Origin of the sequence: Mitsuaria sp. BK041, from assembly GCF_014193085.1 — a bacterium.
Classification (GTDB): Bacteria; Pseudomonadota; Gammaproteobacteria; order Burkholderiales; family Burkholderiaceae_C; genus Roseateles.
Genome location: NZ_JACHYT010000001.1, coordinates 3,268,280 through 3,284,599, shown reverse-complemented (window position 1 = coordinate 3,284,599; position 16,320 = coordinate 3,268,280). Strand labels below are relative to the sequence as shown.

The window sequence follows — 16,320 nt, the reverse complement described above, 5'->3', positions numbered from 1 at the left end:
CGCCATGTCCAAGTCCACCACCCTCAGCCGCGAAGAAGGCCTGTTCGTCAGCAGCGTCCAGTCGGCACTGATCGATGAGCCGCTGCCGCGCGCCGTCTGGGCCCTGTACCTGATGGCGGCCGTGCTGCTGGTGGGGCTGGTCTGGTCCTCGATCGCCACCGTCGACGAGGTCACCCGCAGCGACGCGCGCATCGTGCCCGACGGCAAGGAGCAGGTCATCGCCAGCCTGGAGTCCGGCACGCTGGGCAAGCTGCTGGTGCATGAAGGCGAGGAAGTCGAGGCCGGCCAGGCGCTGGCCGAGCTCGATCCCACCCGCGCCGAGGCCGCCGAGAACGAGAGCCAGGCCAAGCGCCTGGGCCTGATGGCGCAGGTGGCGCGGCTGCGCGCCGAGGCGCTGGGCGTGCCGCTGAAGTTCCCCGACGAGGTCAAGGGCGTGCAGCGCCTGGTCGACAGCGAGAGCGAGGTCTTCGACACCCGCCGCCGCGTGCTCGACGAGGCGACGTCCAGCATCAACCGCAGCATCGGCCTGCTCGCCACCGAGCAGAAGATGGCGCAGGACATGGCGTCCAAGGGCCTGATGTCCAACGTCGAGGTGATGCGCGTCACGCGCCAGGTCAACGAACTCCAGCAGCAGCGCAACGAGCGCATCAGCCGTTTCCGCCAGGACGCCAGCACCGAGCTGTCCAAGGCGCAGACCGACCTGGCGCAGCTCGACGAGCAACTGGTCGTGCGCCGCGACGCGGTCACGCGCTCGGTGCTGAAGTCGCCGGTCAAGGGGCTGGTCAAGAACATCAAGATGAACACGGTCGGCGGGGTGATCACTTCCGGCTCGCCGATCATGGAGATCGTGCCGATCGGCCCCCGCATCCTGGTCGAGGCGCGCATCAAGCCCAAGGACATCGGTTACGTGCAGGTCGGGCAGACGGCGATCGTCAAGCTCAACGGCTACGACTTCAACGTCAACGGCGGCCTGCACGGCAAGATCGAGTACGTCAGCCCCGACGCCCTGGGCGAGACCGAGAAGAACAACGAAGGCACCTACTACCGGGTGCTGATCACCGCCGAGCACAACACGCTGCGCGCCAAGGGCGAGCCGCTGCCGGTCATCCCCGGCATGACGGCGATGGTGGATATCCGCACGGGCGAGCGCTCGGTGCTGAGCTACCTCCTGAGACCCATGCTGAAGTCGAAGGAAGCGCTGCGAGAGCGCTGAGCAAGGGCTACTGCGCGGGCGCTGGGCGTCGTTGCGGGGCCCGCCTCCCCATCCTCACGTAGCGCCGCTACGCTCCGGTGGGTCGGCACCCGCGCCTAGCCCAGCACCCGCTCGCCACGCCCCGAGACACCGGGCATCGGATCGGGGCAAAACAGGCCGATTAGGCCGATTGCGCGCCGCTTATCTCCGCTTCGAATCCGCGCCGGGATGGTCCAGTAGAGGCATGGGAAATTGCTTGCAGTACGCGTGACCATGACCATCTCGACTCCACGCCGGAGCCCGCGGCGTACCTCCATCTTTCGCCTGAACGCCGGCGCAGCCGTCGTGCTGACGGCGCTCGCCAGCTTCAGCGCACCCGTCTGGGCGCAGGATCCGCCGCCGAGCCGCTGCTCGGACGAGCGGACGCTGCCGCCCGCGCAGCTCTCGGCCAAGGACACCGCGCTGCTGGACGTCGGCGATGCCGACCCGCGCTCGCAGCTGCAGGAGCTCGTCAACCGCGCGCTCAACCGCAGCAAGGCGCTGGGCGCGACCCGGCTGCTGACCCTGGCCGCGGAAGCCGACTACCAGGAAGCCAAGGCCCAGCGCCTGCCCACGGTGACGCTGGGCCTGTCGGCCGCTCACACCGGCACCGTGCTGCCGGGCGACGGCCCGGGCAACCACTCGAGCGGCCTGCAGGGACGGGGCTCGCTGAGCGTGACCGCGCCGATCTACGACTCGGGCCGCATCACCAAGCTGACCGAATGGAAGTCGCAGCTCCTCGAGGCCGCGCGCTTCGGGCAGTCGAGCGCCGAGGAACAGGTCGCGCTGCAGACGGTGTCGCTGGCGCTGGACCGCGGCCGCTACCAGCTGCAGGCGCAGGTCTACAGCCAGTACGTGCGCAAGATGGCCTGCCTGGTCGAGGCGCTGGACATCATCACCAAGGCCGACCGCGGCCGCGCCAGCGAGCTGGTGCAGGCGCAGAAGAGCCTGCAGCAGGCCGACCTGTCCTATGAACAGACCACGTCCGCGCTGCGCCAGACCGAGGTGCGTCTGAAGCGCTTCGTCGGCGACGAGCTGCCGCGCGGCGCGGCGATGAGCGCGGTGCTGGCGCGCCTGCCCGACCTCAACGAGATGCTGGCCGACGTGATGGTGTCGCCCGACGTGGCGGCCGCCTCGGCCCAGGCGCAGGCGCAGCGCAGCTATGCGGAATCGGTGCGCGCCGGGCAGCAGCCCAGCGTGAGCCTGCTGGTGTCGGGCAACTCGACGGTGGGCCAGGCCCGCCAGACCGACTGGATCGGCGGCGTGACGGTCAACATCCCGATCGTGCAGCCGGGCGCCGACTCGGCGCTGACCTCGGCGCGCCGGCGCGCCCAGGCGGCTTCGCTGCAGCGCGACGAGACCATCGAGGCCAAGCGCTATCGCGTGCAGGAGATGTACGAGGCGGCGTCCTCGTCGCTGGACCGCTCGCGGCGGCTGGTCGACATCCTGCGCAACAGCGAACGCGTCCGCGGCTTCACGCTCCAGCAGTGGCAGCAGCTCGGCAAGCGCTCCCTGTTCGACGTGATGGCCGCGGAAGGCGATTACTACTCGATGCGGGTCGCCCACGTGAACGCGCTGTACGACGCCCAGCAGGTGGTGGCGATCATCTGGTCCCAGGGCCGGGGGGTCGTGACGCCGTTGCGTTGATCTCGCCTCCAGGCCATGGCTTGAGGCTGCGCCATGATTTGTGTTTATAGATGGGTACAAAACAGCGCTTTTTGTACTAATCTACATCCATGCCAAAGACAGCGCGTGCACTGCTTCAACTTCCTCCCGCCACGCTCGGAGCCCTCGAGAAACTCGGGGCCGACCTTGCGGTCGCACGCTTGCGCCGCAAGGAATCGCTGAGATCCTGGGCGCAGCGGCTGGGCACCACGGTGCCCACGCTGCGACGGCTGGAATCGGGCGACCCCTCGATCAGCATCGGCATCGTCGCCAGCGCGTTGTGGCTCATCCAGCGCGACGGCGAACTGGGCAATCTCGCTTCCCCCGAACACGACCGCGGCGCCTTGGAACTGGACGTCCGCGAGGCCGTCGAACTCGGCCGCGCGCGCGCGCTGGCCGCGGCGCAGGAGCGCCTGCGTTCATCGCAGGACAAGGAGTGACATGCGCTGGGACGACTTGCATCTCTGGTATCTGGGCGACCCGTCGGCGCCTGCGTATGTCGGTGCGCTCAGGCTGGTCGCGAACGGCAAGGGCGTGTCGTTGCGATACGGCGCTTCCTGGCTGACCGAGGGCTTCGCGCTGAGCGAGGATCTGCCGCTCAGGGACATCGAGTTCCTGCCGCCCGGCCGGTTGACGGGCGACAGCCTGCGTGCGGTGGGCGCGGTCGATGACGCGCGTCCGGACCGCTGGGGCGAGAAGGTCATCCGATTCGCCGATCGCCCCAAGCGCCTGTCGTTGATGGAATTCCTGTACTACGCCGGCGATGACCGATTTGGCGCGCTGGGGGTGTCTTCGTCGGCGATCGCCTATGAGCCCCGGCCGGGCGGCCCGTTGCCTCGCCTCGCCGACGCCCAGGCGCTCAGCGAGGTGGTGGCGAAGATTGAAAGTTCGGAGCCGCTTAGCGCGATCGAGGCGAGGCTCATCGCTGGCGGTGGCAGTGCGCTGGGCGGCGCGAAGCCGAAGGCGCTCATCGACATCGGCGGCGAACAATGGGTGATCAAGTTCTACAGCGGGGAGGCGGTCGATTCACCGCTGGTCGAGCACGCGACGATGACGCTGGCCGCGCGAGCAGGCATCACGGTGGCAGAGACGCGCATCGTTCCGTTGGCCGGCGCCAGCGCGATCGCCATCCGGCGCTTCGACCGATGCGACGGTCGACGCATTCACAGCATGTCCGCGGGAACGGCCATCCGTGCGGCCACGCCCTCCGGCATGGAGCCGGAGATGGGCTATCCCGAGCTGGCGCGACTGCTTCGTCGCATCGGGGTGGCGCGGGATGGCATCAACCGGCAGGACGCGCGCGAGCTGTTCCGCCGCATGGTGTTCAACATTCTGGTGGACAACACGGACGACCATGAGAAGAACCATGCGCTGCTGGTGGTGAGCCCGCGTGAGAACGGGCGTCTGCGCCTGGCGCCGGCGTATGACGTGTTACCGACCCACTCGGGGCAGGGCTGTCAGGAATTCATCTGCGGCGCTCCGAGCCGCCACGCGTCGCCCGTGCGCCGAACCCGTAGGCCGGGGCCCTTCGGGCGCGCCTGAATCTTCCGATTCCCCAAAGAAAAAACCGCCCCGAAGGGCGGTTTTCGCATTCAGCCGAAGCCGAGATTACTTGCGCAGGGCGCGGCGGCGCTGGGCGAAGCCCAGGCCCGCCAGGGCCAGGCCGACCAGGGCCAGGGAGCCCGGTTCCGGCACGTTGATCACCAGGGAGCCGTCCAGCGTCGACTGACGGATCAGGCCGCCGCCCGCGTTCCACAGCTGGTCCGGGGTCGGGATCGGGGGATCGACGTTGGTGTCCAGCACCCAGCTCACCGAGATGTTGTTGTTCAGCCAGTTGCTGTACAGCGTGCCCAGACCGTCACCAGAGTTGAAGAAGTTCTGGATGAAGGTGTCGCCGCCCGCGTAGCTGTAGTCAACGTAGCCGCTGACATTCAGGTTGGTCAGCTGGATGTCCGAACCGGTGACGATCAGACGCAGGACTTCCTTGCCGTTGTTCGGGTCGGTCGCCGCGCTCTGGTAGAACACCTTGAACACGCCGGTGTTGTAGCGGACGAAGTCGGAGACGCCGTCGCCGTTGCCGTCCACGGTCACGCCCTGGATCTCGTACTGGTAGGTCAGGCCCCAGGCGCCGCCCAGGCCGCCGACGTTGCCGAAGCCGTAGGCCGGGAAGCCCACGCCACCGACGAAGCCGTTCAGGTCGGTCGGGTTCTGCGGGTTGTTCAGCGAGTCGATGTTGGTCTGCGCCGGCGCGTTCGGATAGTTGAACGAGGCGGTGCCGCCGCTCAGCGTGGGCTTGGTGCCGGCGCTGAAGCCGTAGCCGTTCATCACGGACGGGATGTTGGTGTCGATCACCGTGGTGCCAGGCGTGGCCGGCGAACCCAGGTAGATCGAGGTCGCCAGCGTGCCGCTGTAACCCAGTTGGTCGAACACGGTGGTGTTCGTCGAGCCGTTCGGCTCCGGACGGAAGTCCTGGCCGGTGTTGATGTACAGCGGGGCCGCCATCGCCGGCAACGTCGCAGCGGCCAGCGCGGTGGCGGCCAGTGCGAGCTTTGCTTGCTTGAACATGTGTCTCTCCTTGAGGATGCGTCTTGCCAGATGCACGTTAGGAAGCGGCACGTGCCGGCTTCTTGCCCGGGATCAAAGCGAGGACCGTGCCAGCCGTCTTTCATCCTTGTGAATCAAGGACTTGGCAATCGGATGCGGGAATCCTCGGCGCTTGCTGTCAAGTTTTTCGACAGCGGTCTGGCCCACATTTCGGGGGGTGTCGAGGGGGTGTCGCGCTGCGCGGGGCAGGGTGGGGCCGAGGGCGATCGGCGCGCGCCCCGTCCCGTTTTTCGGCCGATGGCCGTCATGGCGGCAGGCGCATACTCGGCGGCTGCGTCCCGCAGACCGGTCCCGCGAGCCGGCGGACGCGATTCGAATACAGGGAGACCCCATGAGCCGCGACACCCCCTCCGGTTTTACTTTCGATTACGACCGCGCCTTCTCGCGCAATATCGGCTGGGTCACCCGGGATGAACAGCAGCGGCTGCGGCGCGCCCGCGTCGCGGTGGCCGGATTGGGTGGCGTCGGCGGCGCCCATGTACTGACCTTGTCGCGTCTGGGGATCGCCAATTTCAATATCGCCGACTTCGATGAATTCGATGTCCACAACATGAATCGGCAGGCCGCGGCCTTCATGTCGTCGATGGGGCGGCCCAAGATCGAGGTCGTCGCCGAAATGGCCCGCGACATCAATCCGGAAAGCGATATCCGCCTGTTCCGCGACGGCGTCACCGACGCCAATCTCGATGAATTCCTGAAGGATGTCGACGTGTATGTCGACAGCCTCGACTTTTTCGTGCTGGAGGTGCGCCGCAAGGTCTTTCGCCGCTGCCGCGAGCTGGGCATTCCCGCGATGACCGCCGCTCCTCTGGGCATGGGCACCGCCTTTCTCTACTTCAGCCCCACCGGGATGAGTTTCGAGGACTATTTCCAGGTCGAGGGCGCGGCGCACGAGGAGCAATATGCGCGCTTCATCGCCGGGGTATCGCCGGCCATGCTCAGCCGGCAGTATCTGGTGGACCCCGAGGCGGTGAATTTCAAGGAACGGCGCGGCCCGTCCACCGGCATGGCCTGCGAGTTGTGCGCCGGCGTCATGGGCACGAATGTGCTGAAGCTGCTGCTGAATCGCGGCCCCTTGCGCGCGGCGCCCTGGGGCATGCATTTCGATGCCTATCGCGGCACGCTCAAGCACACCTGGCGGCCCGGCGGAAATTCCCATCCGCTGCAGCGCCTGCTGATCGCGCTGATCAAGCCGGTGCTCCGCGGGCGCTGAACCGGGGGTTTTCCCGGCCGATCCAGGAGGGATTCGAGGGCCCCCCGCAGGGGGATTCGGGGGGCTCCGCTAGCACGGAATTCCATCACGTCAGGAAGGGATCGCCCTCAGTCCAGGGGGTTCCACACCCGGGCGCGCTGAGGTGCAATCCGGGCAGCTTCCTGCAGGGGTGGACATGTTGAAGAACACTGGACTGAAGATCGCTTCCATCAAGGCGGCACAGACCGCGCTGCTGGCCGTCGCCACGGTGCTGGCCGGCTGCTCGACCACCGGCAGCCTGCCGCCCGCGCCGGTGTCCGCCTCGCAGGCCGACTACAGCTACGTGGTCGGCGCCGGCGACAACCTCAACATCATCGTGTGGCGCAATCCGGAGCTGTCGCTGACCGTGCCCGTGCGTCCCGACGGCAAGATCGCCGCCCCGCTGATCGACGAGCTGCCGGTGCAGGGCAAGAACTCGGTCGAGATCGCCCGCGACATCGAGAAGCAGCTCGGCAAGTACGTGCGCGATCCGGTCGTCACCGTGATCGTCACCAGCTTCATCGGCCCGTACAGCGAGCAGATCCGCGTCGTGGGCGAGGCCGCCAAGCCGCAGTTCCTGCCCTACAAGCAGAAGATGACCCTGCTGGACGTGATGATCGCCGTCGGCGGCCTGACCGATTTCGCGGCCGGCAACTCCGCCACCATCCTGCGCACCGCCGAGGGCAACAAGCAGTACTCGGTGCGTCTGAAGGACCTGATCCGTCGCGGCGACGTCTCCGCCAACGTCGAGATGCGCCCGGGCGACATCCTGATCATTCCGCAGAGCTTCTTCTGACCGCCGCCCGGCCGGTCCGCGCGCCCGCGGCGCGACGGCCCGGTCCCGGCCAGTCCCGCCCGTTTCCCGAAGTACCGGCCCGTTCCCGACCGGGCCTCGACCGGCGCCGACGCCGGCGCAACCGAGATCGCCGCATGGATTCCCTCATCGCGCAATTGATGGCCGTCTTCAAGCGGATGTGGCGCTACCGCTGGCCGGGGCTGATCGCCGCCTGGCTGGTGGGCATCGCCGCCGCCATCGTGGTGTTCGTCGTGCCCGACCGCTACGAGGCCAGCGCCCGCGTCTACGTGGACACCCAGTCCATCCTCAAGCCGCTGATGTCCGGCATGGCCGTGCTGACCAACACCGAGCAGCAGGTCAACATGCTCAGCCGCACGCTGATCAGCCGCCCCAACGTCGAGAAGCTGGTCCGCATGGCCGACCTGGACCTCAAGGCCACCAGCAAGTCCGACCAGGAGGCGCTGATCGACCGGGTCACGCGCAACCTCTCGATCCAGACCGCCGGCAACTCGGCCAACAACCTGTACCTGCTGTCCTACCGCGACTCGTCGCCGGAGATCTCCAAGAAGGTCGTCGCCTCGCTGCTGTCGATCTTCATGGAGTCCAGCCTGGGCGCCAGCCGCAAGGACAGCACCACCGCCGCGGCCTTCCTGAACGAGCAGATCAAGACCTACGAGACCAAGCTCGAGGAGGCGGAAGCGCGGCGCAAGGAATTCCGGCTGCGCAACCTGCAGCTGACGCAGGCCGACGGCAAGGACGCCGCGTCGCGCCTGGCCGAGGCCAGCAACCAGCTCGAGGCCGCCCGGCTGCAGCTGCGCGAGGCGATGAACGCCCGCGACGCCGCCCGGCTGCAGATCGAGATGGAGCGCAAGCGCAGCCAGCCCGGCACCAGCCTGCAGAGCCTGATGCAGGAGAGCTCGCAGAAGTTCGCGACGCCCGAGCTGGACAACCGCATCGCCGAGCTCAAGCGCAGCCTGGACCAGCTGCAGCAGCGCTACACCGACCAGCATCCGGACATCGTCAACATCAAGCGCCAGATCCGCGACCTGGAAGAGCAGCGCAAGCGGGAAGTGGCCGACCTGCAGAAGGCCGCGCTGGCCAACCCGGTGCCCACCGGCGGCCCCAATGACAGCCTGGCCAACCAGGAGCTGGCCCGCATCCTGGCCGCCAAGGAGGTCGAGGTGGCGCAGATCCGCGCCCGTGTCGACGAATTCGGCGCGCGCTACGCCTCCGCGCAGGGCGCGATCAAGCTGGCGCCGCAGCTCGAGGCCGAGTTCGCCCAGCTCAACCGCGACTACGACATCATCAAGAAGAACTACCAGGAGATGGTGGAGCGCCGCGAATCGGCCTCGCTGTCGACCGACCTGGACAACACCTCGGGCGTGGCCGACTTCCGCATCATCGACCCGCCGCGCGCCTCGCCCAAGCCGGTGGCGCCGAACCGGCTGATGCTGCTGGCCGCCGGCATGGTGGTGGCGCTCGGCGCCGGCCTGGTCACCGCCTTCGCGGCCAGCCAGATCCGCCCGGTGTTCCACGACCTCAACGAACTGCGCCACCGCCTGGAGCTGCCGATCCTGGGCGCCGTCTCGCGCCAGGAAACGCCGGAGGACCGGCGCCGCGTCAAGGTAGACCTGCTGCGCTTCGGCGTCGCGTCGGGCAGCCTGGTCAGCCTGTACGCCATGGGCCTGATCGGCATGGCCATCTGGATCAGCCGCCAGGCCGGGTGAGGGGAGTTTTCGCATGACGAGCCTGATCGAACAAGCCGCGCAGCGGCTCGAGCAACTCAAGCAGGCCGGCGTCGACGTCGGCCTGGCCACCGCGGCCGCGCCGGCGGTGACGCCGACACCAACCTCGACATCGGCCGCGCCCGCGACTGTGGTGCCGATCCCGGCCCCGGCGGTGATCCGATCGCCCGGCGACGTGAGTTCCAAGCGGGTCGAGCTCGACCTGGACGCGCTCGCGGCGCAGGGCTTCCTGACGCCGAACGCGCCGCGCACGGTGATGGCGGACCAGTACCGCAACATCAAGCGCCCGCTGATCCGCAACGCGATGAACAAGGGTGCCTCGACCCTCAATCACGCCAACCTGATCATGGTGACCAGCGCGCTGCCCGGCGAGGGCAAGAGCTTCACCTCCCTGAACCTGGCCATGTCGATCGCGGCCGAGTTCGACAACACCGTGATGCTGGTGGACGCCGACGTCGCCCGCCCGTCGATGCTGCGCATGCTGGGCCTGCCGCCCGGCCCCGGCCTGCTGGACGTGCTGGAGAAGGAGGCCGACATGGCCAGCGTCCTGCTCAAGACCAACGTCGACAAGCTGACGCTGCTGCCCAGCGGCCGCCCGCACTCGCGCGCCACCGAGCTGCTGGCCAGCGACGCGATGAGCGCGCTGCTGGACGACATGGCCAAGCGTTATCCGGACCGGATCATCATCTTCGACAGCCCGCCGCTGCTGCTGACCACCGAGTCGCGGGTGCTGGCCACGCACATGGGCCAGGTCGTCATCGTCGTGCAGGCCGAGCGCACGCCGCAGAGCGCGGTGCAGCAGGCCGTCGCGGCCATCGAGCACTGCCCGCTCAAGATGCTGCTGCTCAACCAGGCCAGCAACAAGCGCAGCAGCGGCTACGGCTATGGCTACGGCTACGGGTATGGCTACGGTTACGGTTATGGCCAGGCCGACGGCCAGGGCGACGCGCAACCCGGCGCGGACCGGGCCTGACACGATGACGCGGGCCTTCGACCTTCGCCGCCGGCCGCTGTCCCGGGTCGCCCTGGCCGCGCTGGGCCTGGTCGCCGCCGTGGCGCAGGCGCCCGCCGTCGCGCAGGAGGAGGCCGCGTCCGCCGGCGGATCGCGCAAGGGCATCGCGGTGATCCCGCGGATCAGCGTCTCGGAGACCTGGACCGACAACCTCGCGCTGTCGCCCGACAACTCGCGCGACCGCGCCTTCATCACCACCGTCTCGCCGGGGGTGACGATCGCCAGCAGCAGCGGCGCGATCCGCGGCAGCTTCGACTACACGCTCGACGGCATCGTCTACGCCAAGAGCGAGCGCGACAGCCGGCTCCAGAACCAGCTCAGCACCCGCTTCACCGCGGAGCTGGTGCAGACGGCGCTGTACGTCGACGTCACCGGCAACATCAGCCAGCAGGCGATCTCGGCCTTCGGCCAGCAGTCGCCCGACGGCACGCTGGACAGCCCCAACCGCACCGAGACCCGCATGCTGCAGGTCTCGCCGTACTGGCGCGGGCGGCTGGGCAGCGCCGCGACCTTCGAGCTGCGGGCCACCGGCCAGATGCGCGACTCCAGCGAGGGCGGCGCCGGCGCGGCCAGCGGCAGCGGCAACAGCAAGGAAGGCTCGCTGATGCTGAACCTGGCCGGCCCGGCCGGGCGCCAGCTCAACTGGGGGCTCAACGCCTCCACCAGCCGCATGCATTTCGAGCAGACCGGCATCGACTACCGCACCACCAGCGTGGTGGGCTCGCTGAACTGGGTGCCGGACATCGACTGGATGCTGGGCGTGACCGGCGGGCGCGAGCGCAGCGACTACTTCGGCCCGGAGACCACCTCGGTCTACGGCGCCAACCTGCGCTGGTCGCCGGGGCCGCGGACCAAGCTGGCCGCCGACTGGCAACACCACAGCTACGGCAACAGCCACAACCTGAGCTTCGAGCACCGCATGTCGCAGCTCGCGCTGCGGGTCAACAGCAGCCAGAGCGTCAACACCGGCGAGACGCCGACGCAGGCCACCAACTACCAGCTGCTGGACCTGCAGTTCAGCGGCACCGAGCCGGACCCGGTCAAGCGCGACGCGCTGGTGCGCGCGCTGCTGGCGGCGCTGGGCCTGAGCCCGAACTCGTTCAGCGGCGCCGGTTTCCTGAGCAACACCGCGACGCTGCAGCGCCGCACCGACGTGTCGCTGATCTGGAGCGGCCCGCGGCTCACCACGACCTTCAGCGCCAACGACAACAACAGCCGGCGCATCAACACCGCCCCGACGGGCAGCGGCGACCTGGCCCTGACCGACCGGGTGCGCCAGCGCGGCGCGACGGTCTCGGTCGGCTACCGCCTCACCCCGCTGGCCAATGCCAACCTGAGCTACTCGCGGCAGAACTCCCGCGGCGACGGCGTCGGCGGCAACGACATGCGGTCGCTGACCGCCAACCTCACGCTCCGGCTGGGGCCGCGCAGCGATGCCGCCTTCGGCCTGCGCCAGACGAAGTTCGACGACACCAGCCTGTTCGCCAACAGCTATCAGGAACACGCGATCTACGCATCGCTGACCCAGCGCTTCTAAAGCAGTCACCGTCATGTACGAGGCCTTCTACGGGCTGGCCAGCAAGCCGTTCCAGCTCAGTCCCGACCCCAGCTTCTACTTCGGCAGCAAGCAGCATCGCCGCGCCAAGGCCTACCTGGACTACGGCGTGCTGCGCAGCGACGGCTTCATCGTCATCACTGGCGAGATCGGCGCCGGCAAGACGACGCTGGTGCGCGGGCTGCTGGACAGCCTGAACCGCAGCAACGTCGTCATCGGCAACGTGGTCACCACGCAGCTGGACGCCGAGGACACGCTGCGCCTGGTGGGCGCGGCCTTCGGCGTGCGGGTCAAGGACCTGCCCAAGAGCGAGCTGCTGATGGCGCTGGAGGCCTTCTTCGTCAGCGAGGCCAGCCGCGGCAAGCGCTGTCTGCTGATCGTCGACGAGGCGCAGAACCTGACCGCGCGCGCGGTCGAGGAGCTGCGCATGCTGTCCAATTTCCAGTTCGGCAACCAGTCGCTGGTGCAGACCTTCCTGGTCGGGCAGCCGGAGTTCCGCGCCATCCTGCAGCGGCCCGAGATGGAGCAGTTCCGCCAGCGCATCGCGGCGAGCTGCCACATCGGCCCGCTGGACGAGGAGGACACGCAGCGCTACATCGAACACCGCCTCAAGTGCGCCGGAGCCGCCGGCAAGCCCAGCTTCGACGCCGACGCCTTCACCGCACTGCACCGTGCCAGCCACGGCATCCCGCGCCGCATCAACACGCTGTGCGACCGGCTGCTGCTGCTGGGCTTCATGCACGAGAACCCGCACCTCACCGCGGCCGATGTCGACGAGGTGGTCGAGGACCTGTCCAAGGAATCGGCCTCGGCGCCCGCGCCGGCGCTGCATGCCTCGGAACTCAACGGCCACGCGTCCGGCGCGGAACTGGCGGTCGACCTGGACCTGTCGCGGCTGCGCGCGCGGGTGGGGCAGGGCGGCATGAACGGCGAGCTCGGCGCGCTGGCCGACGAACTCGCCGGCCTGGGCCTGGACGGCCAGGACGCGCGGCTGCAGCGCATCGAGGACAGCCTGATGCGACTGGAACGGATCAACCAGCAGACGCTGGCGCTGCTGCAGAAACTGGTGGGAGCGATGCGATGAGCCCGAACCGCACGGTGATCCGCAATGCGATGAGCATCGACGTCGAGGACTACTTCCAGGTCTCGGCCTTCGCGCCCTACATCGCGCGCGGCGACTGGGACGCGCGCGAATGCCGCGTCGAGCGCAACGTCCATCGCATCCTGGACCTGCTCGACGCGAAGGGCGTGAAAGCGACCTTCTTCACGCTGGGCTGGATCGCGCAGCGTTATCCGCTGCTGGTGCGCGAGATCGTCGCGCGCGGCCATGAACTCGCCAGCCATGGCTTCGGCCATGAGCGCGCCAGCGACCTGGACCGCGCCTCCTTCCAGAAGGACGTCGGCGACGCGAAGGCGCTGCTCGAGGACCTGGGCGGCGTCGAGGTCAAGGGCTACCGCGCGCCGAGCTTCTCGATCGGCAAGGACAACCTCTGGGCCTTCGACGTGCTGCGCGACTGCGGCTACCGCTACAGCTCCAGCGTCTATCCGATCCAGCACGACCACTACGGCATGCCCGATGCGCCGCGCTTCGCCCACGAGGTGCGCCCGGGCCTGATCGAGGTGCCGGTGACCACGCTGCGCTTCCGGGGCAAGAACTACCCGAGCAGCGGCGGTGGCTGGTTCCGGCTGCTGCCCTACGGCGTCACCCGCTGGATGATCGAGCGCTTCAACCGCATCGAGGGCCGCAGCGCGGTCTTCTATTTCCATCCGTGGGAGATCGATCCGGCGCAGCCGCGCATCCCCGGCATCGACGCGAAGACGCGCTTCCGCCATTACGTCAACATCGACCGCACCGAGTCGCGCATCGAGCAGCTGCTCGGCGACTTCGCCTGGGCGCGGATGGACGAGCTCTTCCTGGCGCCGGCCGGCGCCGAGCGGCAGGCGGCATGAGCGCGGCAGCACCGGCCCTCCCGGACGTCGACACGCAGCGCGGCGCCCCGGCACCCGCCCACGCATCCTCTGGAGCGGGCGCGGCGGCCCCACTGGAGGTCAAGCAGCTGCAGGTCGACGACGCCGCCACGGCGCGGCGCTGGGACGAGTTCGTGCGCGGCTGTCCGTCCGCGACCTTCTTCCATCTCTCGGGCTGGCAGCGCGTCATCCAGCGCCAGTTCAAGCACCGCTGCTTCTTCTTCTACGTCGAGCGCGACGGCCGCATCGAAGGCGTGCTGCCGCTGGCCGAGGTCAAGAGCCGGCTGTTCGGGCATGCGCTGGTGAGCCTGCCCTTCGCCGTCTATGGCGGCGTGGCCGCCGAGACGCCCGAGGCGGCCGACCACCTGGAGCAGATGGCGCAGCGCCTGTGCCAGACGCTGTCGCCCGATCACCTGGAGCTGCGCAACATCCAGCGCCGTCACCAGGACTGGCCGCACCAGGACCTGTACGTCACCTTCCGCAAGGAGATCCTCGAGGACGAGGAGGCCAACATGCTGGCCATCCCGCGCAAGCAGCGCGCGATGGTGCGCAAGGGCATCAAGAACGCGCTGAAGGCGGAGATCGACCGCGACGTGAAGCGCTTCTTCGCGCTGTACGCGGACAACGTCCATCGCCACGGTACGCCGGCGATGCCGCGGCGCTACTTCCAGGCGCTGCTGGACGAGTTCGGCGACGCGGCCGAGGTGCTGATCGTCACCAGCCCGCAGGGCGAGCCGCTGTCCGGCGTGCTGAGCTTCTACTTCCGTGACGAGGTGCTGCCGTACTACGCCGGCGACGCGGTCGCGGCGCGCGACCTGGCCGCCAACGACTTCAAGTACTGGGAGCTGATGCGCCGCGCCTGCGCGCGCGGGCTCAAGGTCTTCGACTACGGCCGCAGCAAGCAGGGCACCGGCAGCTACGCGTTCAAGAAGAACTGGGGCTTCGAGCCGACGCCGCTGAACTACGAGTACCGCCTCTACAAGCGCGACGCGGTGCCGCAGAACAACCCCAGCAATGCCAAGTACCAGCTGATGATCAAGGCCTGGCGCCGGCTGCCGATCGGCGTGGCCAACTGGCTCGGGCCGCACATCGTGCGCAGCCTCGGCTGAGGAGGGTGCCGTGGCCGACATCCTCTACCTGGTCCACCGCCTGCCGTATCCGCCCAACAAGGGCGACAAGCTGCGCTCGTACCACCTGCTCAAGCACCTGACCGCGCAGCATCGGGTGTGGCTGGGCACCTTCGTCGACGATGCCGAGGACTGGGCCCATGTGCCGGCGCTGCAGGCGCAGTGCGAGGAGGTCTTCGCCGCCGACCTGAACCCGCTGCTGGCGCGCGTGGCCAGCCTGCGCGGCCTGGCCACCGGCGAGGCGCTGAGCCTGCCCTACTACCGCCACCGCGCGATGCGCGACTGGATCGCGCAGCTCGCGCGGCGCCAGCGCTTCGACGCGGTCGTGGTGTTCTCGTCGACGATGGCGCAGTACGCCGAGCAGCTGCGCGAGATCGCGGGCCCGGTGCCGATGCTGATCGACTTCGTCGACGTGGACTCGGCCAAGTGGACCGACTACGCCAAGGCGCACCGCTGGCCGATGTCGTGGCTGTATCGCCGCGAGGGCCGCGAGCTGCTCGCCTACGAGCGCCGCGTCGCCGAGCAGGCGCGCTGCTCCTTCTTCGTCACCGAGGGCGAGAAGGCGCTGTTCCAGCGTCTGTCCGCCACCGGCGCGCCGATCGAGGCGCTGAGCAACGGCGTCGACAGCGGCTACTTCGCGCCGCTGCCGCAGCAGGCCAACCCCTTCGAGGCGGACGAGCTGCCGCTGGTCTTCACCGGCGCGATGGACTACTGGCCCAACGTCGACGCGGTGCAGTGGTTCACCGCCGAGGTGCTGCCGCAGCTGCGCCAGCGCTGGCCGACGCTGCGCTTCACCATCGTCGGCCGCGCGCCGACGCCGGCGGTGCTGGCGCTGGCCGGCGACGCGGTGCGCGTCACCGGCACGGTGCCGGACGTGCGGCCCTACCTGCAGCACGCGGCTGCGGTCGTGGCGCCGCTGCGGCTGGCGCGGGGCGTGCAGAACAAGATCCTGGAGGCGATGGCGGTGGGCCGGCCGGTGGTGGCGGCGCGCAGCTGCGTCGAGGCGCTGGGCGCCGATGGCGTGCTGGCCGGCCAGGACCTGCTCTCGGCCGACAGCGCCGCCGATTACCTGGAGCTGGTCCACGCGCTGCTGAGCGCGCCCGCGCGCGCCCAGGCCATCGGCCAGCAGGCCCGCGAGCGGGTGCTGCGCCAGTTCAGCTGGCAGGCCCATCTGGCCAAGCTCGACGGCTACCTGCCGCGCGAGACGGCGCAGGGACAGGCGGCATGAGCGCAGCGCAGGGCCGCCCCAAGCAAGCTCGCGTCCCCTCGGGGGACCGACCGCGGCTGGCCGCGGGCGAGGGGCTGACATCGAACGCAGCGCAGGGCCGCCCCAAGCAAGCTCGCGTCCCCTCGGGGGACCGACCGCGGCCGCCCGCGGGCGAGGGG

The 16,320-nt window shown here is 69.0% G+C and carries 14 protein-coding genes; 13 read left to right on the top strand and 1 reads right to left on the bottom strand.

Going from position 1 to position 16,320, the window contains the following annotated elements:
• Positions 1 to 4: 4 nt before the first annotated feature.
• The 4 genes from FHT38_RS13835 (at position 5) to FHT38_RS13820 (ending at position 4,438) form a co-directional block, all read left to right on the top strand.
• Positions 5 to 1,213, top strand: a complete 1,209-nt coding sequence (locus FHT38_RS13835; RefSeq protein ID WP_091732806.1) for an HlyD family type I secretion periplasmic adaptor subunit — start codon at positions 5 to 7, stop codon at positions 1,211 to 1,213.
• 252 nt (positions 1,214 to 1,465) lie between these two features.
• Positions 1,466 to 2,878, top strand: coding sequence for a TolC family protein (locus FHT38_RS13830; protein WP_183480564.1), 1,413 nt, complete (start codon positions 1,466 to 1,468; stop codon positions 2,876 to 2,878).
• Positions 2,879 to 3,057: 179 nt separating this feature from the next.
• The gene (locus FHT38_RS13825) at positions 3,058 to 3,336 is read left to right on the top strand and encodes an XRE family transcriptional regulator (protein WP_255488686.1); all 279 of its coding nucleotides are present in this window, start codon (positions 3,058 to 3,060) and stop codon (positions 3,334 to 3,336) included.
• 1 nt (position 3,337) lies between these two features.
• Positions 3,338 to 4,438: a type II toxin-antitoxin system HipA family toxin gene (locus FHT38_RS13820; protein WP_183492107.1), complete on the top strand. Its 1,101-nt coding sequence runs from the start codon at positions 3,338 to 3,340 to the stop codon at positions 4,436 to 4,438.
• Between the two features lie 66 nt (positions 4,439 to 4,504).
• On the opposite strand, the gene FHT38_RS13815 is transcribed toward FHT38_RS13820, so the two are convergent.
• On the bottom strand, positions 4,505 to 5,461 hold the full coding sequence (locus FHT38_RS13815) for a PEP-CTERM sorting domain-containing protein (protein ID WP_091732814.1): 957 nt from the start codon (positions 5,459 to 5,461) through the stop codon (positions 4,505 to 4,507).
• A 370-nt stretch (positions 5,462 to 5,831) separates the two neighbouring features.
• On the opposite strand from FHT38_RS13815, the gene FHT38_RS13810 reads away from it, so the two are divergent.
• The 9 genes from FHT38_RS13810 (at position 5,832) to FHT38_RS13770 (ending at position 16,162) form a co-directional block, all read left to right on the top strand.
• The gene (locus FHT38_RS13810; protein ID WP_091732819.1) at positions 5,832 to 6,713 is read left to right on the top strand and encodes a ThiF family adenylyltransferase; all 882 of its coding nucleotides are present in this window, start codon (positions 5,832 to 5,834) and stop codon (positions 6,711 to 6,713) included.
• 175 nt (positions 6,714 to 6,888) lie between these two features.
• A complete protein-coding gene (locus FHT38_RS13805) occupies positions 6,889 to 7,527 on the top strand; it encodes an XrtA/PEP-CTERM system exopolysaccharide export protein (RefSeq protein ID WP_091732823.1) in 639 nt (212 codons plus the stop codon).
• Between the two features lie 134 nt (positions 7,528 to 7,661).
• Positions 7,662 to 9,254: an XrtA system polysaccharide chain length determinant gene (locus FHT38_RS13800; RefSeq protein WP_091732827.1), complete on the top strand. Its 1,593-nt coding sequence runs from the start codon at positions 7,662 to 7,664 to the stop codon at positions 9,252 to 9,254.
• A gap of 13 nt (positions 9,255 to 9,267) precedes the next feature.
• On the top strand, positions 9,268 to 10,245 hold the full coding sequence (locus tag FHT38_RS13795; RefSeq protein WP_091732832.1) for an XrtA-associated tyrosine autokinase: 978 nt from the start codon (positions 9,268 to 9,270) through the stop codon (positions 10,243 to 10,245).
• Between the two features lie 4 nt (positions 10,246 to 10,249).
• Entirely contained in the window at positions 10,250 to 11,821 is a 1,572-nt protein-coding gene (locus FHT38_RS13790; RefSeq protein WP_186830612.1) for a TIGR03016 family PEP-CTERM system-associated outer membrane protein, read from the top strand.
• A gap of 13 nt (positions 11,822 to 11,834) precedes the next feature.
• Entirely contained in the window at positions 11,835 to 12,923 is a 1,089-nt protein-coding gene (locus FHT38_RS13785) for an XrtA/PEP-CTERM system-associated ATPase (protein WP_091732840.1), read from the top strand.
• On the top strand, positions 12,920 to 13,789 hold the full coding sequence (locus FHT38_RS13780) for an XrtA system polysaccharide deacetylase (protein ID WP_183492105.1): 870 nt from the start codon (positions 12,920 to 12,922) through the stop codon (positions 13,787 to 13,789). The genes FHT38_RS13785 and FHT38_RS13780 overlap by 4 nt, the downstream gene beginning before the upstream one ends.
• On the top strand, positions 13,786 to 14,916 hold the full coding sequence (locus FHT38_RS13775) for a FemAB family XrtA/PEP-CTERM system-associated protein (protein WP_183492104.1): 1,131 nt from the start codon (positions 13,786 to 13,788) through the stop codon (positions 14,914 to 14,916). The genes FHT38_RS13780 and FHT38_RS13775 overlap by 4 nt, the downstream gene beginning before the upstream one ends.
• Before the next feature lie 10 nt (positions 14,917 to 14,926).
• On the top strand, positions 14,927 to 16,162 hold the full coding sequence (locus FHT38_RS13770; RefSeq protein WP_091732851.1) for a TIGR03087 family PEP-CTERM/XrtA system glycosyltransferase: 1,236 nt from the start codon (positions 14,927 to 14,929) through the stop codon (positions 16,160 to 16,162).
• Positions 16,163 to 16,320: the final 158 nt, after the last annotated feature.

What these genes read in the sequence shown, in the direction of transcription:
- FHT38_RS13795 (WP_091732832.1), top strand. Translation starts at nt 9,268, where the DNA reads ATGACGAGCCTGATCGAACAAGCCGCGCAGCGGCTCGAGCAACTCAAG.
- FHT38_RS13810 (WP_091732819.1), top strand. Translation starts at nt 5,832, where the DNA reads ATGAGCCGCGACACCCCCTCCGGTTTTACTTTCGATTACGACCGCGCC.
- FHT38_RS13830 (WP_183480564.1), top strand. Translation starts at nt 1,466, where the DNA reads ATGACCATCTCGACTCCACGCCGGAGCCCGCGGCGTACCTCCATCTTT.
- FHT38_RS13785 (WP_091732840.1), top strand. Translation starts at nt 11,835, where the DNA reads ATGTACGAGGCCTTCTACGGGCTGGCCAGCAAGCCGTTCCAGCTCAGT.
- FHT38_RS13805 (WP_091732823.1), top strand. Translation starts at nt 6,889, where the DNA reads ATGTTGAAGAACACTGGACTGAAGATCGCTTCCATCAAGGCGGCACAG.
- FHT38_RS13800 (WP_091732827.1), top strand. Translation starts at nt 7,662, where the DNA reads ATGGATTCCCTCATCGCGCAATTGATGGCCGTCTTCAAGCGGATGTGG.
- FHT38_RS13820 (WP_183492107.1), top strand. Translation starts at nt 3,338, where the DNA reads ATGCGCTGGGACGACTTGCATCTCTGGTATCTGGGCGACCCGTCGGCG.
- FHT38_RS13780 (WP_183492105.1), top strand. Translation starts at nt 12,920, where the DNA reads ATGAGCCCGAACCGCACGGTGATCCGCAATGCGATGAGCATCGACGTC.
- FHT38_RS13790 (WP_186830612.1), top strand. Translation starts at nt 10,250, where the DNA reads ATGACGCGGGCCTTCGACCTTCGCCGCCGGCCGCTGTCCCGGGTCGCC.
- FHT38_RS13835 (WP_091732806.1), top strand. Translation starts at nt 5, where the DNA reads ATGTCCAAGTCCACCACCCTCAGCCGCGAAGAAGGCCTGTTCGTCAGC.
- FHT38_RS13815 (WP_091732814.1), bottom strand. Translation starts at nt 5,461, where the DNA reads ATGTTCAAGCAAGCAAAGCTCGCACTGGCCGCCACCGCGCTGGCCGCT.
- FHT38_RS13775 (WP_183492104.1), top strand. Translation starts at nt 13,786, where the DNA reads ATGAGCGCGGCAGCACCGGCCCTCCCGGACGTCGACACGCAGCGCGGC.